Annotated in this window: 17 protein-coding genes; 11 read left to right on the top strand and 6 right to left on the bottom strand. The window is 67.7% G+C overall.

What is annotated here, in order from left to right:
- Positions 1–25: 25 nt before the first annotated feature.
- Positions 26–961, bottom strand: coding sequence for a LysR family transcriptional regulator (locus OHB26_RS06400; protein ID WP_330183298.1), 936 nt, complete (start codon positions 959–961; stop codon positions 26–28).
- A 70-nt stretch (positions 962–1031) separates the two neighbouring features.
- Between OHB26_RS06400 and dapA the strand changes: the two genes are divergently transcribed.
- From dapA to tsaD, 6 genes are read left to right on the top strand one after another with little or no spacing between them, the layout of a single operon-like run.
- On the top strand, positions 1032–1925 hold the full coding sequence (dapA, locus tag OHB26_RS06395; protein WP_330183297.1) for a 4-hydroxy-tetrahydrodipicolinate synthase: 894 nt from the start codon (positions 1032–1034) through the stop codon (positions 1923–1925).
- Positions 1926–1973: 48 nt separating this feature from the next.
- On the top strand, positions 1974–3110 hold the full coding sequence (alr, locus tag OHB26_RS06390) for an alanine racemase (RefSeq protein ID WP_330183296.1): 1137 nt from the start codon (positions 1974–1976) through the stop codon (positions 3108–3110).
- Positions 3107–3559: a tRNA (adenosine(37)-N6)-threonylcarbamoyltransferase complex ATPase subunit type 1 TsaE gene (gene tsaE, locus OHB26_RS06385; protein ID WP_330183295.1), complete on the top strand. Its 453-nt coding sequence runs from the start codon at positions 3107–3109 to the stop codon at positions 3557–3559. The genes alr and tsaE overlap by 4 nt, the downstream gene beginning before the upstream one ends.
- Before the next feature lie 57 nt (positions 3560–3616).
- Entirely contained in the window at positions 3617–4309 is a 693-nt protein-coding gene (tsaB, locus tag OHB26_RS06380; protein WP_330183294.1) for a tRNA (adenosine(37)-N6)-threonylcarbamoyltransferase complex dimerization subunit type 1 TsaB, read from the top strand.
- Positions 4306–4818 (top strand): ribosomal protein S18-alanine N-acetyltransferase, encoded by a 513-nt coding sequence (gene rimI, locus OHB26_RS06375; RefSeq protein WP_330183293.1) that lies wholly within the window; start codon positions 4306–4308, stop codon positions 4816–4818. The genes tsaB and rimI overlap by 4 nt, the downstream gene beginning before the upstream one ends.
- Positions 4815–5846, top strand: coding sequence for a tRNA (adenosine(37)-N6)-threonylcarbamoyltransferase complex transferase subunit TsaD (gene tsaD, locus OHB26_RS06370; RefSeq protein WP_330183292.1), 1032 nt, complete (start codon positions 4815–4817; stop codon positions 5844–5846). The genes rimI and tsaD overlap by 4 nt, the downstream gene beginning before the upstream one ends.
- Positions 5847–6252: 406 nt before the next feature.
- On the opposite strand, the gene OHB26_RS06365 is transcribed toward tsaD, so the two are convergent.
- A complete protein-coding gene (locus tag OHB26_RS06365) occupies positions 6253–7746 on the bottom strand; it encodes an Hsp70 family protein (RefSeq protein WP_330183291.1) in 1494 nt (497 codons plus the stop codon).
- Positions 7747–8431: 685 nt separating this feature from the next.
- Here OHB26_RS06365 and groES point away from each other — a divergent pair.
- Positions 8432–8734, top strand: coding sequence for a co-chaperone GroES (gene groES, locus OHB26_RS06360; protein ID WP_067561862.1), 303 nt, complete (start codon positions 8432–8434; stop codon positions 8732–8734).
- A gap of 136 nt (positions 8735–8870) precedes the next feature.
- Entirely contained in the window at positions 8871–10478 is a 1608-nt protein-coding gene (gene groL / locus OHB26_RS06355) for a chaperonin GroEL (RefSeq protein ID WP_330183290.1), read from the top strand.
- Positions 10479–10903: 425 nt separating this feature from the next.
- Here the strand turns inward: groL and OHB26_RS06350 are convergent, their stop codons facing one another.
- From OHB26_RS06350 to OHB26_RS06340, 3 genes are all read right to left on the bottom strand, one after another.
- A complete protein-coding gene (locus OHB26_RS06350) occupies positions 10904–11215 on the bottom strand; it encodes an RskA family anti-sigma factor (RefSeq protein ID WP_245676933.1) in 312 nt (103 codons plus the stop codon).
- 1 nt (position 11216) lies between these two features.
- Positions 11217–11780, bottom strand: coding sequence for a sigma-70 family RNA polymerase sigma factor (locus tag OHB26_RS06345; RefSeq protein ID WP_330183289.1), 564 nt, complete (start codon positions 11778–11780; stop codon positions 11217–11219).
- A 480-nt stretch (positions 11781–12260) separates the two neighbouring features.
- Positions 12261–12554, bottom strand: a complete 294-nt coding sequence (locus OHB26_RS06340; protein WP_153805677.1) for a WhiB family transcriptional regulator — start codon at positions 12552–12554, stop codon at positions 12261–12263.
- Between the two features lie 611 nt (positions 12555–13165).
- Here OHB26_RS06340 and OHB26_RS06335 point away from each other — a divergent pair.
- The 3 genes from OHB26_RS06335 to OHB26_RS06325 all read left to right on the top strand — a co-directional run bounded on the left by OHB26_RS06335 (position 13166) and on the right by OHB26_RS06325 (position 15986).
- Positions 13166–14134, top strand: a complete 969-nt coding sequence (locus OHB26_RS06335) for a hypothetical protein (protein ID WP_330183288.1) — start codon at positions 13166–13168, stop codon at positions 14132–14134.
- A gap of 156 nt (positions 14135–14290) precedes the next feature.
- On the top strand, positions 14291–14872 hold the full coding sequence (locus OHB26_RS06330) for a sigma-70 family RNA polymerase sigma factor (RefSeq protein WP_067561873.1): 582 nt from the start codon (positions 14291–14293) through the stop codon (positions 14870–14872).
- On the top strand, positions 14865–15986 hold the full coding sequence (locus OHB26_RS06325; RefSeq protein WP_330183287.1) for an anti-sigma-D factor RsdA: 1122 nt from the start codon (positions 14865–14867) through the stop codon (positions 15984–15986). The genes OHB26_RS06330 and OHB26_RS06325 overlap by 8 nt, the downstream gene beginning before the upstream one ends.
- Positions 15987–16129: 143 nt before the next feature.
- Here OHB26_RS06325 and OHB26_RS06320 read toward each other — a convergent pair whose 3' ends face one another.
- Positions 16130–16543, bottom strand: a complete 414-nt coding sequence (locus OHB26_RS06320; RefSeq protein WP_067561879.1) for a DUF5319 domain-containing protein — start codon at positions 16541–16543, stop codon at positions 16130–16132.
- Positions 16544–16884: the final 341 nt, after the last annotated feature.

Below are 16884 nucleotides of genomic sequence, written 5' to 3'. Positions count from 1 at the left end.
ATCCGCGACCCGGACGACCGCGGGCTCACTCGGCATTACCAACCGCGGCGTGCAGGGCGGCCCGGCCCGCCGCGACAATCGGATGCTCCGCGGCCCCACGGCGGTACGCCAGGCGGGTGCGTCGCCGAGTAGGCAACGGGGTCAACGTGACTCCCTCCGGCACCGACAGCGCGCCCAGATCGGGGACGAGCGCCACACCTTGACCGGCGGCGACCAGGGCGAGCACCGCGCCGAAATCATCCGCGTGATGGCGGATGCGCGGTGAGAATCCGGCCGCTCGGCAGGCGCGCACGGTCATGGTGTGGCAGAGCGTGCCCGGGGTGCCTGCGATCCACGGCGAATCGCGTTGTACCGCAAGAGGTTCGGGATCGGGGGCGGATGAGTCTGTCGCGGCGGGAACGCCGGACGCGTGCGCGACCGTGGTCGCCGGGACCGGGGCGGCCAGGTGGATCGTCTCGGTCAGCAGCGGTTCGCTGTCGAGTCCGGGTTCGGGATCCATCGGGACGTAGTCGTACTCCTGTACCAGGGCGATATCGAGGGTCTCGGCGCGCAGTGCGGCGGGCGCGGCTGCTGGATCCAGTTCTGTCACAAGCAGTTCCAGGTGCGGGTGGGCGCGACTGAGGCTGACCAGGGCGGGCGAGAGGATGGTGCGCACCGCCGTCGGGAAGGCGCCGATGCGCAGCGCGCCGGTGAGTTCGTTTCGCGCCGTGGCCAATTCGGCGGTCGCGTGGGTGAGGGTCGCCAGCATGGTCTCGGTGTGCTCGACCAGGCGCAGCGCCGCCGGGGTGAGGGTGACGCTGCGGCCGGTGCGCTCCAGCAGCGGTACGCCGGTCTCCCGCTCCAGTGCGGTGAGCTGCTGTGACACGGCGGAGGGCGTGTACGACAGCGCCTCGGCGACGGCCGCGATCGTCCTACGGTGTGCGAGCTCCCGAAGCAGGCGCAGACGGCGCAGATCCAGCATCAGCCCAGCTTATGCTTGCCCGAAGAAACATGAAATAGACGTGACGGTCCACATCGACCACGCTGAAGCCATGACACTCACAGGGTTGTTCGTCCCGCTGATCACCCCGTTCACCGCGACCGGCGATATCGCCGCCACGGCACTGGAGGGCCTCGCGCACGAGGTCCTCGATGCGGGCGCGACCGGTTTGGTCGCCCTCGGTACCACCGGTGAACCGGACATGCTCAGCGCGGATGAGCGCCGCCGCGTCGTGGATATCTGCGCGCAGGTCTGCGCCGAACGCCGGGCTCCGCTGATCGCCGCCGCCGGATCGAATGTCACCGCCGCCTCGGTGCGAGCACTCGCCGAACTCGATCCGCGCGTCACGGCCGCGCTCACGGTCGTGCCGTACTACCTGCGCCCCTCCGAAGCCGGTGTCGTCGAACACTTCCGGCAGCTCGCCGCCGCCAGCCCGGTCCCACTGGTGGTCTATCACATCCCGTATCGCACCGGCCGCCCGCTCGGAGCCGAAACCCTGTGTCGCATAGCCGAATTGCCGAATGTCGCGGGCTTCAAATACACCGCGGGCGGTATCGACGACGAGACGATCGCCTTCATGAGCCGCGCCGCCGCGGACACCGCGGTGCTGGCCGGTGACGACCTCCACGCCGCGCCACTGCTCGCCCTCGGCGCCACCGGAGCCATTCTGGCCTGCGCGAATATCGCGCCCGCCGCCTACGCCGAACTCATCGCCGCCTGGCGGACCGGACCCATCGACCGCGCCCGCCGGATCGGCAACACCCTGGCTCCGCTCGCCTCGGCTCTGTTCGCCGAACCCAATCCGACTGTTCTCAAGGGTGTGCTGGCCGCGCAGGGCCGCATCCCCACCCCGGATGTCCGTCTTCCGCTGCTCCCGGCAAACGAGTCATCGGTCACCGCGGCACTGGCCGCACTCGAGGCAACCTACGCCCCACACCTCGCCTGACCCGGGTGTGACCGCTGTCGCGTGGCCGGAGATGGCAGGATCGGGGGCGTGAACAACCCCGATCCGCAGGTGGAGACCGTCGTCGACCTCGAGGCCATCGCCCACAACGTGCGCATTCTGGTCGAGCACGCCGGTGACGCGGCGGTCATGGTGGTCGTGAAGGCGGACGGGTACAACCACGGCGCGGTCGAGGTCGCAAAGGCCGCTCTCGCGGCGGGTGCGCGCGAACTCGGCGTCACCACCGTCGAGGAGGCGGTGAAGCTGCGCAGGGCAGGCATCACCGCGCCGATTCTGTGCTGGCTCAACACCTCCGACACCGATTACGTCCGCGCCATCGCCGCCGATATCGAGATCGCGGTCTCCTCGGTGGCGCATCTCGAGGCGGTGGCGCGGGCCGCGCGCGAGCTGAATCGAATGGCGATCCTCACGCTCAAGGTCGATACCGGGCTCAATCGCAACGGCGTCTCACAGACCGAATACCCGCGGGTGCTGAGCCTGCTGCGGGAACTCGTGGCGGCGGGAACCGTCCGCTTCCGCGCCATCTTCTCGCATCTCGCACAGGCGGATGCACCGCATCACCCCTCCATCGATCTGCAGCGCGACCGCTTCCTGGAGTGCGTTGCCGAGGCGAAAGAGCAGGGGCTGCAACCGGAATTGGTCCACCTGTCCAACTCCGCCGCCGCCCTCACCCGCCCGGACCTGGCCTTCGATATGGTCCGCCCCGGCATCGCCGTCTACGGACTCTCCCCGATCCCGGAGATCTCCGACTTCGGCCTGCGCCCGGCCATGACCTTCCGCGCCCGCGTCGCCCTGGTGAAACAGGTCGCCGCCGGTGAAGGCGTCTCCTACGGGCACGAGTGGATCGCCCCACACGACACCACCGTCGCCCTCATCCCCGCCGGATACGCCGACGGAGTGCCGCGCGTCCTCGGCGGCCGCTTCGATGTCTGGCTCGGCGGCGCCCGCAGACCCAATAGAGGCCGCATCTGCATGGATCAACTGGTGGTCGACCTCGGCGACAATGCCGCCGGAGTACGCGAAGGCGATACCGCCATCCTCTTCGGCGGCGCGCCCGGCGCCCCGCATCCGCAGGAGTGGGCCGACACCGCCGGCACCATCCACTACGAAATCGTCTGTGCCCCACGCGGTCGCGTCGTCCGCACCCATATCGGCGGTGCCCGATGAGCGCGCACGGTATGCGCACGCTGCCCACCGTCGAGGACACCGAGGCCCTCGGCCGCGAACTCGCCGCTCAGCTGCAACCCGGTGATCTGGTCATCCTGGACGGTCCGCTGGGTGCGGGCAAAACCGCGCTCACCCGCGGAATCGCGGCCGGTCTCGGCGTCGAGGGCCGGGTCAGCTCACCGACCTTCATCATCGCCCGCCAGCATCGCGCGGGCAGTGACCCGAGCTCCATCGCGCTCGTGCACGTCGACGCCTACCGCCTCGGCGGCGACCTCGACGAACTCGACGCCCTCGACCTCGACACCGATCTGCACGATGCGGTGGTCGTCGTCGAATGGGGTCTCGGTGTTGTCGAACACCTCGCCGACCGCCACCTGCGCGTGCTGCTGCGCCGCGAATTCGACTCCGACATCCGCACCGCCGAATGGGAGTGGGTGTCGGCCAACTAGGGCACGGGTACACACGGGGTCGAGTGGCCGCGACCACCCGGTATCGTTAGGGCAATCATGCTTGTATTGGCTGTCGACACCTCGACCCCTGCCGTGACGGCGGGACTGGTGGAACTGGAACCGGCGGACGAGGGGAAAACCGCACCTCGCATCACCACGCTCACCTCCAAGGTGACCGTGGACGCACGCGCGCACAATGAGGTGCTGACCCCGCAGATCCTGGCCTGCCTCGCCGAATCCGGCCGCACCAGAGCCGAGATCGACGCCGTGGTCACCGGAATCGGTCCCGGACCGTTCACCGGACTGCGCGTCGGCATGGCCACCGCCGCCGCCTTCGGTGACGCGCTCGGTGTGCCCGTGTACGGCGTATGCAGCCTCGACGCCATCGCCGCCGATACCGAGAGCTACCTGAAAACCCCGGCCGAACCGGTCGAACTGCTCGTCGTCACCGATGCCCGCCGCCGCGAGGTGTACTGGGCGCGCTACCGCGCCGAGGGCCGGATCGAAGGCCCCGAGGTGAGCAAGCCCGCCGACCTCGACCCGGGCTCGGCGACCGTCATCGCCGGATCCGCCTCGCACGTCGACTACTTCGACCTGCCGGTCCTGCCGGTCGAAACACCGTCGCCGTCCGGTCTGGTGCGCATCGCCGCCCGCGACATGCTCGCCGGCGTCACCCCCGAACCGCTGGTCCCGCTCTATCTGCGCCGCCCCGACGCGGTCGAACGCAGCTATGCGCAGGTGGGCCGATGACCATCCGCATCGAACCGATGCGGCCCGCCGATGCCGTGCGCTGCGCCGAACTCGAACAGGTGCTCTTCCCGGAGGACGACCCCTGGCATGAGGTGTCGTTCCTCTCCGAATTGGCCGCCTCCCACAATCGGTACATCACCGCGCGCGACGAGAACGGCCGCATGATGGGCTACGCCGGAATCGCCCTGCTGGGCACCGACGATCAGCCCGAAGCCGAGATCCACACCATCGGCGTCGACCCGGAGCTGCATCGCGGCGGCGTCGGCACCCACCTGCTGATCGCCATGCTCGCCGAGGCCGGACGCCGCGGCGGACCCGTCTTCCTCGAGGTCCGCACCGACAACACCCCCGCCATCGCCATGTACGAGAAGCACGGCTTCCACATCATCGGCCTGCGGAAGAACTACTACCAGCCCAGCGGAGCGGACGCGTACACCATGCGCAAGCCCGCCATGGCCGGGTACACCCAGGACGCCGGGTTCCCGGAGGACACAGAGGTCTTGTCATGATCGTCATGGGTATCGAAAGCTCCTGCGACGAAACGGGAGTCGGCATCGTGCGCCGATTGCCCGACGGCAGTTGCGAATTGCTCGCCGACGAGGTCGCCTCCAGCGTCGACCAGCATGCGCGATTCGGTGGCGTGGTACCCGAAATCGCTTCGCGCGCACACCTCGAGGCGATCGTGCCCGCCATGCGCCGGGCCCTGGCCGCCGCCGATATCGAGAAGCCGGATGCGCTCGCCGTCACCATCGGACCCGGACTCGCGGGCGCGCTGCTGGTCGGCGTGGCGGCGGCGAAAGCCTATGCGGCAGCGTGGGATATCCCGTTCTACGCGCTCAACCACCTGGGCGGACACGTCGCCGTCGACACCCTCGAACACGGGCCGATGCCGCCGGCGGTGGCGCTGCTGGTCTCCGGCGGACATACGCATCTGCTGCAGGTCACCGATCTGTCCCGGCCGATCGTCGAACTCGGCAGCACCGTCGACGACGCCGCGGGTGAAGCCTTCGACAAGGTGGCACGCCTGCTCGGCCTCGGCTATCCCGGCGGACCGGTGCTCGATGCCATTGCCGCCGAAGGCGATCCGCACGCCATCGCGTTCCCACGCGGTATGACCGGACCCCGCGACCCGCGCTACGACTTCTCCTTCTCCGGGCTGAAGACCGCGGTGGCCCGCTATGTCGAGGCCGCCCAGCGGGACGGGCGCGAACTCCCCATCCCTGATATCGCCGCCTCCTTCCAGGAAGCGGTCGCAGACGTGCTCACCATGAAGGCCGTCCGCGCCGTACAGGACATCGGTTCGGACACCCTGGTGCTGGGTGGCGGCGCGACCGCCAACTCGCGAATCCGCTCCATGGCGCAAGAGCGTTGCGCCGCGGCCGGAATCACCCTGCGCGTCCCCAAACCCCGCCTCTGCACCGATAACGGCGTCATGATCGCCACCCTCGGCGCGCATGTGATCGCGGGCGGCGCGACCCCTTCCGCCCTCACCGTTGCCACCGATCCGGGCCTGCCCGTCTCCACCAGCCAACTCTGACCGACCACCGGCCCCCGCCCATCCCGGCGCAGTACCTCTCGTCATCCCGGCGCGCTTTTGGCCGGGATCCACACCGGCAGAGGTAGAACCCGACCGAAAACCTGTCGGGATGACGGGGTGCGGGCCGGGGCGCATGCCGCTCAACCGTGCATCCACCATGGCCACGGCGCGGTTGACAGCACCGACAGTGCCAGGCTGGCCGCCGCCGTCAATCCGAGCAGCGCGTTCTTGATTCGCATGCACACTCCCGTCACTCCGGGGCCGATCCCCGCAGCGACGCTATCGGTGCCCGAATTCGGCCTCCAGCCAATGCTTCCCGCGCCCCGAGAAACCGGGGGACCCGGAACATGACTCAGCCGTCCGGAGCGTCATCGCTGCGATGGCGGCTGTTTCGGAGCGCGGCTGACTAATCGGTGGGGCGGACCAGCGTCGTGGTGGTGCCACTCGATGAGCCGGAGTTGTTGCGGGGCAGCCCCGGAGTGCTGGAGCCGGGCGGAGTGGAGCCCGGGGTGCTCGGTTCGATGGGGTCGGTGGGCGGCAGGGTGGTACCCAGCAGCGGACCCAGCAGGCGAGGCAGATCGGACGGGAACGGAATCTGCGGTAGGCCCGGATCGGGCCGCAGCGGCGGCTGGTTGATCGTGGTCAACGGCGTCGACGGCGCGCCGCTGGGCGCAGTGCCCTGCTGACCCGCGGACGGGGTGGTGGCGGGTGTGCTGTGGTGCGAGGGGTTCTGGTTGATCGTGGTGTTCGCACCGGAGGTGGGGCCGCTCGGCGGCGTGGTGGGGACGACCGGCTGCTGTGTGCCGGTGGTGGGCGGCGAATAGTTGGTGCCCTGTGGTTCGGGGACGAGCTCCTTGACGCCGTAGCCGATGATCAACCCGACCACGACGATCGCCCCGGCGAGCGTGCCCGCCAGCTTGGTGAAGGTGCCGATCGGCGCCTCGGATCCCCGGCTGATCACCGGGAAGGCGGTCGGAGCGGCCGAATCCGCCACCAGCGCCGCGCCTTTGGCGATCGCCGCCTCCGGCTCCGGCACGGTCAGCACCGGCACATCGAGCTGACGCTCCAGCGTGGCCAGCACCGCGGGCGTATTCGCGCCCCCGCCGATGACCGCGACCACCTCCGGGAACTTCGGCGCGCGCGCGAAGACGGCGCGCGCGAAGACCGCCAGCTCCCGCAGGAGATCCGAGACCAACTCGTCGAAGTCCACCCGGGTGAGCTTGATCGGCTGCCCGGCCACATGGTCGATGGTCACCGCGGGCGCGATGGAGAGATGTTCCTTGGCCGCGCGCGAACGATTGAGCAGCATGCCCCGATTCGGGCGGGTGCCGCGCCGGGCCAGATGGCAGTCCAGCAGATGCTGCAGGATCAGTTCGTCGACGGCATTACCGCTCACCGTCGCGGTGCGCTCGGAGCGCAGTACGGTGTCGTCGGCGTGATCGGCCACGGTGACCGTGGTACCGGTGGCTCCGAGATCGAGCACCGCCACCGTCTGGTAGCGATCCAGCAGTCCGGTATGTCGCAGAAAGGCCAGTGCCGCCGTGCTTTCCGGAATGAGCCGCACATCGCGGCGTTGCCGGCCGATGGCGGAGCGGATGATCTGGGCCTGTTCCCGATCCCGGTAGGCGACCGCGATGTCACCGGGTGGTCCCGGTGCCGAATCATGGTGTGCGGCGGCCGCGATCGCTGCCGGATGCATGCCGAGGGGATGCACGGTATCGCGGGAGATCTGGGTGGTCATCAACTCGATGGAGGAGGCCACCAGATCGCCGAGATCGCTATGGGCGGTATCCGCGGTGACGACTCGATAGTCGAAGTTCTGTAGACCGTTCGGGGTGGTGGCGACCGTCGCCGAGCACACCACCTCACTCCCGGCGGAGATGCCGAGGGATGTTCGCATGTTCACCTCCCTTCGAGCGGATGGTCCTGGTACAGACGACCATCTCGAACGGACTCTGGAACCGTCGTGTGATTGACGGACGATTCCGAGCTACGGATCCGGCGGGGCCCTTGTCCGATGGGGCGTCGGGACCAGCCAGCGATCACTTGCGGTAAGGCTCTCGTCTCAGCTCTGTGCGGAGTGCTCCCGCGCAGTGGGGTGAAGCAACGGTGGAACTGGAAGCAACTGTGTAACTGTTCGACCCGTGACGTGACGCGCTTGATGCGGCCTGCCACGCAGCCGTCGTCAATGGTGTCACAATCCGTTATCCGAACGTTACAGATTTTCGTATTTCTTTGGAAGCCCTCAGATTCATCGGCCGTTCCTCTCGGCGTGTCGTATTACCGCAGGGTCGCGGCCCGGCCCGCTTCTGGACTGAGTGGAGCGGGGGAGCGCAGCGGAGGAGCGGAGGGAGGGAAGAAGCGGGATTGCAGGGCCGCGACCCCGCCGGAGCGAAGCGGAGGCAATTTGGCACCTCCCCACCTTGAGCGCTGGCACTCCCGTGTATAGAGTGCTAGGTGGCACTGGGTCATGGTCCCGGCACCCGCGACGACGGGGCTTGTGCGCAGCGTCAGCAACGTGACCGAAACCGTGAGCTCGGGGAACCGCCCCGGGCGCGAAGACCCCTGAAAGTGGAGGGCTCAACGTGGCGAGCGTGAACATCAAGCCGCTCGAGGACAAGATCCTCGTCCAGGCCAACGAGGCCGAGACGACGACCGCCTCCGGCCTGGTCATCCCCGACACGGCGAAGGAGAAGCCCCAGGAGGGCACCGTCATCGCCGTCGGCCCCGGCCGCTGGGACGAAGATGGCGAGAAGCGGATTCCGCTGGACGTCAAGGAAGGCGACGTCGTCATCTACAGCAAGTACGGCGGCACCGAGATCAAGTACGCCGGTGGCGAATACCTGATCCTGTCGGCGCGCGACCTGCTGGCAGTCGTCACCAAGTAGAACGACTCTCCGGGACCCTTCGAGGGGCTCCGCCCTTCGAAACCTCGGACACTCCGCCCCGCGTCGTCGCTTGCAGAAGCCTTCGGCCGGGGCGGAATGCGTTCACTCCCAACCCACTTCAGGAGCAGGTACACACATGCCAAAGCAGATCGAGTTCGACGAGAAGGCTCGCCGGGCTATGGAACGCGGCGTCGACAAGCTCGCCGACGCCGTCAAGGTCACCCTGGGCCCGCGCGGCCGGCACGTGGTGCTGGCCAAGTCGTTCGGCGGCCCGACCGTCACCAATGACGGCGTGACCATCGCCCGCGATATCGATCTCGAGGACCCGTTCGAGAACCTCGGCGCGCAGCTCGTCAAGAGCGTCGCCACCAAGACCAACGATGTCGCCGGTGACGGCACCACCACCGCCACCGTGCTGGCCCAGGCGCTCATCAAGGGCGGCCTGAAGAACATCGCCGCGGGCGCGAACCCGATGACCCTGGGCAAGGGCATGAACAAGGCGGCCGACGCGGTCACCGCCGCCCTGCAGGCCATGGCCACCCCGGTCGACGGCGAGAAGGCCATCGCCCAGGTCGCCACCGTCTCCTCGCGCGATGAGGAGATCGGCGCGCTGGTCGGCAAGGCGCTCACCACCGTCGGCAAGGACGGCGTGGTCACCATCGAGGAGTCGTCCAGCACCCAGACCGAGCTGGCGATCACCGAGGGCGTGCAGTTCGACAAGGGCTACCAGTCCCCGTACTTCGTCACCGATCCGGAGACTCAGCAGGCCGTCCTCGAGGATGCGCTGATCCTGCTGAACCGCGAGAAGATCAGCTCCCTGCCGGACCTGCTGCCGCTGCTCGAGAAGATCGCCGAGTCGAACAAGCCGGTCCTGATCATCGCCGAGGACATCGAGGGCGAGGCGCTCTCCACCCTGGTGGTCAACGCGATCCGCAAGACCCTCAAGGCCGTTGCCGTGAAGGCCCCGTTCTTCGGTGACCGTCGCAAGGCGTTCCTGGACGATCTGGCCATCGTCACCGGCGGCACCGTGATCAACCCGGATCTGGGCATCACGCTGCGCGAGGCGGGCCTCGAGGTGCTGGGCAAGGCCCGTCGCGTCGTGGTCACCAAGGACGAGACCACCATCGTCGAGGGCGCCGGCACCGCCGATGCCATCGCGGCGCGGGTTTCGCAGCTGCGCAAGGAGATCGAGAACACCGACTCCGACTGGGATCGCGAGAAGCTGGAAGAGCGGCTGGCCAAGCTGGCCGGTGGCGTCGCGGTGATCAAGGTCGGCGCGGCCACCGAGACCGAGCTCAAGGAGCGCAAGTACCGCGTCGAGGACGCGGTGTCCTCCGCCAAGGCCGCGGTCGCCGAGGGCATCGTCCCCGGCGGCGGCACCGCCCTGGTGCAGGCCGCGGCGCAGCTGGCCGATCTGAAGGCGTCCCTCTCGGGCGATGAGGCGGTCGGCGTCGAGGTCGTGCGCGCGGCCCTGCTGGCCCCGCTGTTCTGGATCGCCAGCAATGCCGGCGTCGACGGCGCGGTCGTGGTCTCCAAGGTCACCGATGGCAAGGACGGCTTCAACGCCGCCACCCTGACCTACGGCGACCTGGTCTCCGAGGGTGTCATCGATCCGGTCAAGGTGACCCGTTCCGCGGTCGAGAACGCCATCTCGGTCGCCCGCATGGTCCTCACCACCGAGTCCGCCATCGTGGAGAAGCCGGTCGAAGAGGCCGAGCACAGCCACCACGGCCACTCGCACTGAAAGTGACCGTCGCCCAGCGCGATTGAGCCACTGACGTAACAAGGCCCCCGGACATGAATTGTGTCCGGGGGCCTTGGCATAGCCCCTCCACTCCGCGCACGAAGTGCTGCGGCGCAGGAAATCGCAGGAAATACGCTGCGCGGCCCGCGATTCGCGGGCGGCACGGATCGCGTGTCGCCGGTCCGAATGCGCCAGGGGCGTGCTCGCGCCAATCGGGTCGCTCGCGGCGGCAGTGTGGTGTTTCAGCGCCGAGGCGATTGGTCCGGGGGCGGTGCCGCCGCGCAGGACGCGCGGTCGCGCTGGGGCGGGTGCGACGCCATGGGCCCCGGACTGGGGAGTCCGGGGCCCATGGGAGTCGGTGCGCGGCAGGACTCGTCGGCCGGGTATGGACCGGTCGGGCGTCCTGCTCGGGGGAGCCGAGGGGGCTAGTCGCGGATCGCGCGGGGACGGCCGTTGCCGGGGTACAGCGCGTTGCGATTGTGGTGAATTGCGGTGGGTGGCGCCTGGTCTGCTGCTACGGCTGCGAGAAGGCGGTCGCGGAGTGCGGGCGGGGGCGGTGTGGCCGCCACGGTCGCCAGCAGGGCGAGGGCCTCTCGGGTGTGCTGCACTTCCTGGGTGAAGTCCGCGCGCAGTACCGGATCGTCGGTATCCAATATTTCCCGCACCGCGCGCTGATCTTCGTCGCCGATCGATCCCAGCGCGACAGTGTGCGCGAGATCGATCTGGCTTTCGTTCATCTCACGTCACTCCCAAACTTTTCTTGAGTCGTGTCAGTCCGTCCCGGATACGGGACTTAACGGTAGGTAACCCTACGCCGAGATAGGCTGCGACCTCGGCATATGTACGTCCGCCGAAGTAGGCGAGCGAGATGGCTTCGCGTTGGGTCTCGGTCAGAGTCGCCAGACCCGCCAGCACCGCCTGCTGTTCGAGCCGTCGACCCACTTCTTCGGTGACTTCATCGAATTCGTTACCGAGGGTGCTGGTTCCATAGGCGACCTCGCGCTGCGCATGCGCCTGTTCGGCACGTACGCGATCCACCGCGCGGCGATGAGCCAGTGTCATGAGCCAGGTGACAGCGGAGCCCTTGGCCGGATCGAAATTGGCCGCGGTGCGCCAGATTTGGAGGTACACCTCCTGGGTGGTCTCCTCCGCGTAACCAGGATCGTGTAGCACCCGTAGAACCAGGCCGAAGACCCGAGCGCAGGTGCGGTCGTAGAGCTCGGCGAATGCCGGCTCGTCGGACTGCCCGCAGCGTTGGAGAAGTGCGGCTAGTTCGAGGCTTTCGGCTGCGCGTGCCGTCATCGCAGAGTCGGCCGGTGTGGCCGTGCGAGCGTTCCTGGAACTCTGGAACGAGTCGCCCTCTGCGGCCGGCGGCCGCGCTGTCACAACGCTCCGTTCTGTGTCATCGGCCACGAGGGTAGCCGGTCGCTATAACCTCCTCTCGGGTGGGGGTATCGGCTAAAGCGACTGTCGCGCAGCGGTTTTCCGTTTTGTACCGACTCGCCCAAACCTGTCTTCTTGCACGACACGCTGTGACACGCCGGAGCTTGTAGGAATCGCCGAAGCATTGCCAGTCTCAACCGACTCCCGCCGCGGCAGTGGCCGGTTGTTTGCTAGGCATTCGGCGCGCCGCGCCGCGCGGATGGGAAGTTTTCTGAAGTCACACCGGTCGTGGTCAGCGGTAACGAGGTGGTGCGCCTCGCCCGCACCGCTGGTACTCAGCTGTCACAGGAGTGCTCACACGGCCGCCGCAGCCGTGTGCGCGGAAGCGTCGCCGAATATTCAGGCGACCGCCCGGCGGCGGTTCCGGCGGGCGTGCATCTCACGCTCGGTCTCGGACATTCCACCCCAGATGCCATAGGGCTCGCTGACCTTCAGCGCGTGCGAACGGCACTGCAGCAGGACGGGGCAGGCACGGCAGACTTCCTTGGCGCGCATCTCGCGCTGGGCTCGCGCCCGGCCGCGTTCGCCATCCGGATGGAAGAACACCGATGAATCCTGTCCGCGGCAGGATCCGCGCATTTGCCAGTCCCATACATCGGCGTTCGGACCAGGGAGGTGGGTCGGCATGGGCATGGTGAACTCCTCTTGGTGCGAGCTCGTCGGCATTGTCGAGCGGTGCTGGTGAGCAAACAGTGGGCCGCATCACCGGGTTCCGGCGATCGCAGTCCGAAGGCTCCGTAATTTCACACGGCGCCGACGGCGGCGATGTCGTACGTTAGGTCGGAGAATGAATTCGAGTCAATAGTCCGTTCCATCCCGATTCAAATACCAGCGCATTAGAGAATTAACATCTTTGCTATTTACAAAGTGGGCCGCCTGAGGTGATACTGATCGGTTGCCCAGCAGTGATCGAGTGCTGCGATAGCCGATCCGACTTGTTGAAATGCCTGGTAGGGCACACTTTTCGAGCGAGAATCCGAGCAATCCCGGCTATGCCTGCATCGCGATCAGCGTGATCTCAACCATTGCGCTCGCCGTCGTGAGTGGGCCTCAGATGGCCGGATCGAGGCGCTCAGGTTAATAACGCGAAACGCCATACGAATTCCTTACGGGCGTGCTAGGCGATAGCGAGCACAGATTTACCGAGTGGAAACACAAAGACATTGGCGAATGCTGAAAGGTTGCTGCATTTCTATGCTATGGCGGCCGACATCCACCCCGGCGGCACTGGTTACAGTGCGGCGGTGCCTGTGCTCGAAGTGAACTCACTCCTGGTCGATACCGCCTTCGGCGCCACCCCCGGCCGCGCTGCTACCGGATTGCCCGCCGCGCGCACCGCCACCGAGAGTTGGCTGCGCGCAGTCTCACTCAGCGGTATCGGGCATTACGCCGCCGCGCGGGTCGAGCTACGCCACGCCCGCGTGTCGGCCACCGATCCGGTACTGCGCTCACTCACGCACAGCCTCGAGGGCTCACTGCTGCGCCAGCTGGGCTGGCATGCCCGCGCCGCCGTCGCCGACGGCCGTGCCGCCGCCCTGGTGCTGCCCGCCACCCCCGCCTCCGGGCGTGCCGCGGGCATCCCGGAAGTGACGCGGATCACCACGGACTCGAATATCGCTCGCGCCGAGGCGGTTTGCGACGCGTTGACGGGCCTGGCCGCCGACGCTCTCGGCACCGCGCGCCCGGAGCTTGCCGCCAGGCTGCTGAACCGTTGCCGCAACCATCTCGAACAGCATCTGGCCGATCCGGAAACCGTTTGGCGACAGCGCATTCGCCTGCACTGGGTGTCTGCCGAGACCGCGCTGTGTGCTCCCGGGGCCGGTTTGATCTTCGCGCCCGAACCCAACGGTCCTGTTCCAGGCGCCGCCGTCACCTCGTCGACGGCCACGGATCCGGCCCTCGCACATGCCGAGACCGCCCTCGCGCTGGCGGAGAACTCACCCTCGAAACGGCATCTGGTCAAATCCCGGCTATTGGTCGCGGCCGCCAGTGCCGCGCACGGTGACCTGGACAGATCCCGTGCGCTCGCAGCCGAAGTGGCCGCCGAGACAGCCGAATTCGAGCTGCTGCCGCTGCGCTGGGCCTGCGCCATGCTGCGCTCGGGGATCGATCCCGAATCCGGCGGTGCGGCCGAGGCGTTCGAGTGTGAACGTTTGCTGGCTTGTCGCGGAGGGCGATTGCGTTCGGCGAGCGACACTCTCGGGCAGCCCTGAGTGGTCTCGGGGAGGTCCCTGAGTCCTCCCCGAGACTGACCCCGTAACGGCTGGCTTGAATGAGCCAGCCGCTATTGTTGGACCGTTCCGCCCCTCCGCGGAAGCACCGGCCTTCCAGCCACGGTGCCACTCGTAACGCCAGGAACAGCTCTGACGATGAACAACACGGGTGAGGAGTTGGACCCAGCCGTCGTCGCTGCCGCCGCGCAGGGCGACCGGTCTGCTCTAGCCCAGGTACTCGAGAGCATCCGCCCCCTTGTGGTGCGGTATTGCCGTGCGCGTATCGGGTCGGCCGAACGCGGCCAACTCTCCGCGGACGACGTCGCGCAGGAGGTTTGTCTGGCCGTCATGACAGCTCTGCCGCGTTATCAGGATCAGGGCAGACCGTTCATGGCTTTCGTGTACGGCATCGCCTCCCACAAAGTCGCCGACGCTCATCGCAACGCCGCCCGTAACAAAGCGGATGCCATGGCCGAAGTACCGGATGTCATATCCACCGACCAGGGGCCGGAACAGCGGGCTCTCGAATCGGAGACGAGCCGGCAGATGAATTCTCTGCTGGCCACGCTTCCGGAGAAGCATCGAGAGATCCTCATCCTGCGCTTGGTCATGGGTTTGTCAGCCGAAGAAACCGCAGTCGCCGTGGGCAGTACGGCGGGTGCTATACGAGTCGCCCAGCATCGGGCACTCGCGAAACTCAAGTCTCAAGTGGCGAGGGCAGGTGAAATGTATGGCTAGGGATGGCGAGCGCGGTCGGGGCGACTGGAAGCGGCTTGGATCGCAAGACAGCGGTCCCTACGCCGAGGCGTCCGGTGACACCGGGCCGGTGGACATTGCGGCGGTTCGTCGCGACGACGCGCTGATCGATGCCATCTCCGGCGACGGTCCCGTGCAGACGGGCACCACGGAGGAGTATCAGCTCGCGGCGTTGCTCGCGAACTGGCGCGCCGAGATTCTGGACGAGCCGATGCCGGCCGGTCCGGATCTGGACACCATCGTCGCCGCGGTCAATCAGGAGATCGGTGCCCGGCAGGCGCAGATCGGCGCGCAGGCGAGTGGGCGACTACGGCTACTGCGCCCCATCATGGGGTCCGCGGCCGCGCTGGCGTTGATCTTCGGCGGCCTGACGGCGTTCTCGTACAACGCGAACCCCGGTGATCCGCTGTGGCGGGTCAAGGAGGTCGTGTTCAGCGAGCAGGCGCAGAGCACGGTGGTCTCGCGTGCCGACAGTGACATGGCCCAGGCTCAGGAGCTCATCAATCAGGGGCGTCCGGAGCAGGCCAAGGCATTGCTGGAGCGCGCCTCGGCGAATGTCAGCCAGGTCAACGACAACGACAAGAAGGACGATCTGCAGGATCGCTGGCAGCAGGTGCTGACCTCGCTGGCGAAGGTCGCTCCCGGGCTCGCCACGTCGTTGATGCCGACGCCGCCGGTGCAGGTTCCGGTCACGAGTCAAGTGCCGGTGACAACCCTTCCGGGTGCCACGCTGCCGCCGACCACCGTGCCGGGAACCAGTGGCGGTGACAGCACCGTGCCGACCTACGATCCGCGCGGTCTGGACTCCACTCAGCCGGGGACCGGGCCGACCACGCTGCCCAATACCCAGCCGGGCACCGTGCCGCCGACCCAGCCCGCCACGGGTGAACCGTCACAGCCGCAGACGGTGCCGCCGACCGCCGGGCCGACCACCATCGCGGAGCCCCCGACCGGGGCTCCGCCGGCCACCGTTCCGCCGGTAACCCAACCGCCGGTGGAGAACCACCCCGGCACGGTGGTGCCGACGGCGAATCCGGTTGTCCCGACGCTGGTTCCGACCATCCCGTCGGTGCCGCTGCCTGGAGCGCCCAGGTGATGACGGGGAGCTGCCGAGTGAGCCGGAAAGAGCTACAGGCATAAATAAACGGCCGACCCCGCTGGTGTCGGCTTTTTCGTACCCGCTGTGAGTTTGTACCGAAAAAGGGCCCGCGTTCTCGGAACGCGGGCCCGCTTTCGGTTCTAGATGTCGAACCCGTCGAAACCGTCGCCGTGCAGCGCCTCGTTCATCGAGGCATCGGCATAGCCGCGACAGTAATCCCAGGTGACGTACGCCTCGGGGGTCGGGTCGTAGGCGGGCTCATGGGGGCGCACCGTGCCATCCACCAGTAGCTGGAGGAGGTTGGCGCGCAACATATCCCAATCGTGGTAGTGGTCCTGTCGGCAGTCCTCGCAGCTGACCACGAGTCCGCGGATACCGCGGTGGGCCAGCAACGCCTCATATACCGCGAGGTCGGCGAGATCCTCCTCGACCGCTAGGCGCTCGTGAGGATCCAGCGGTTCCCCCGGCTCGATGGCATCGAGCGCGGCCGACGGGTCGGAGGGATCTCCGGCGAATGGATCCGGCGGCAAGCCAGGTGGTAGATGGTCACGCACAGTCCCACGGTACGCAGAAAGAGGGTGCTTGCGCCAGCGCTGTTGAGTATTTGCCCTCACTTTGCGGTCCGGCCGAGGAGTGGCATACGACACATGACCAAAAAGCCCGACTTCGCGCCCACCCCATTCCCGGACCGAGCGGACCGGGAGAGCGCGGTGGACGTGCGCAGTGCGAAAGAAGCGGGCCACAGAGCCATGAACCGCCGAAACCCAGCCGAGGCATATCAACCGCCGTCGTTCGCGGCCCGCCCCCGTTTCTGGACCGAGCGGAGCGGGGGAGCGCAGCGGAGGAGCGGAGGGAGGGAAGAACCGGGGTCACAGGGCCGCGAACCGCCGGAGCG

Source organism: Nocardia sp. NBC_01503, assembly GCF_036327755.1.
Taxonomy (GTDB): Bacteria; Actinomycetota; Actinomycetes; order Mycobacteriales; family Mycobacteriaceae; genus Nocardia.
The sequence above is the reverse complement of the archived record's forward strand: the minus strand, read 5'-3'. Positions and strand labels throughout refer to the sequence as shown.

Bases quoted from the DNA above. Each gene is read 5' to 3' on its own strand.
- OHB26_RS06400 (WP_330183298.1), bottom strand. From the start codon at position 961: ATGCTGGATCTGCGCCGTCTGCGCCTGCTTCGGGAGCTCGCACACCGT.
- dapA (WP_330183297.1), top strand. From the start codon at position 1,032: ATGACACTCACAGGGTTGTTCGTCCCGCTGATCACCCCGTTCACCGCG.
- tsaE (WP_330183295.1), top strand. From the start codon at position 3,107: ATGAGCGCGCACGGTATGCGCACGCTGCCCACCGTCGAGGACACCGAG.
- tsaB (WP_330183294.1), top strand. From the start codon at position 3,617: ATGCTTGTATTGGCTGTCGACACCTCGACCCCTGCCGTGACGGCGGGA.
- rimI (WP_330183293.1), top strand. From the start codon at position 4,306: ATGACCATCCGCATCGAACCGATGCGGCCCGCCGATGCCGTGCGCTGC.
- tsaD (WP_330183292.1), top strand. From the start codon at position 4,815: ATGATCGTCATGGGTATCGAAAGCTCCTGCGACGAAACGGGAGTCGGC.
- OHB26_RS06365 (WP_330183291.1), bottom strand. From the start codon at position 7,746: ATGCGAACATCCCTCGGCATCTCCGCCGGGAGTGAGGTGGTGTGCTCG.
- groL (WP_330183290.1), top strand. From the start codon at position 8,871: ATGCCAAAGCAGATCGAGTTCGACGAGAAGGCTCGCCGGGCTATGGAA.
- OHB26_RS06350 (WP_245676933.1), bottom strand. From the start codon at position 11,215: ATGAACGAAAGCCAGATCGATCTCGCGCACACTGTCGCGCTGGGATCG.
- OHB26_RS06345 (WP_330183289.1), bottom strand. From the start codon at position 11,780: ATGACGGCACGCGCAGCCGAAAGCCTCGAACTAGCCGCACTTCTCCAA.
- OHB26_RS06340 (WP_153805677.1), bottom strand. From the start codon at position 12,554: ATGCCCATGCCGACCCACCTCCCTGGTCCGAACGCCGATGTATGGGAC.
- OHB26_RS06330 (WP_067561873.1), top strand. From the start codon at position 14,291: ATGAACAACACGGGTGAGGAGTTGGACCCAGCCGTCGTCGCTGCCGCC.
- OHB26_RS06325 (WP_330183287.1), top strand. From the start codon at position 14,865: ATGGCTAGGGATGGCGAGCGCGGTCGGGGCGACTGGAAGCGGCTTGGA.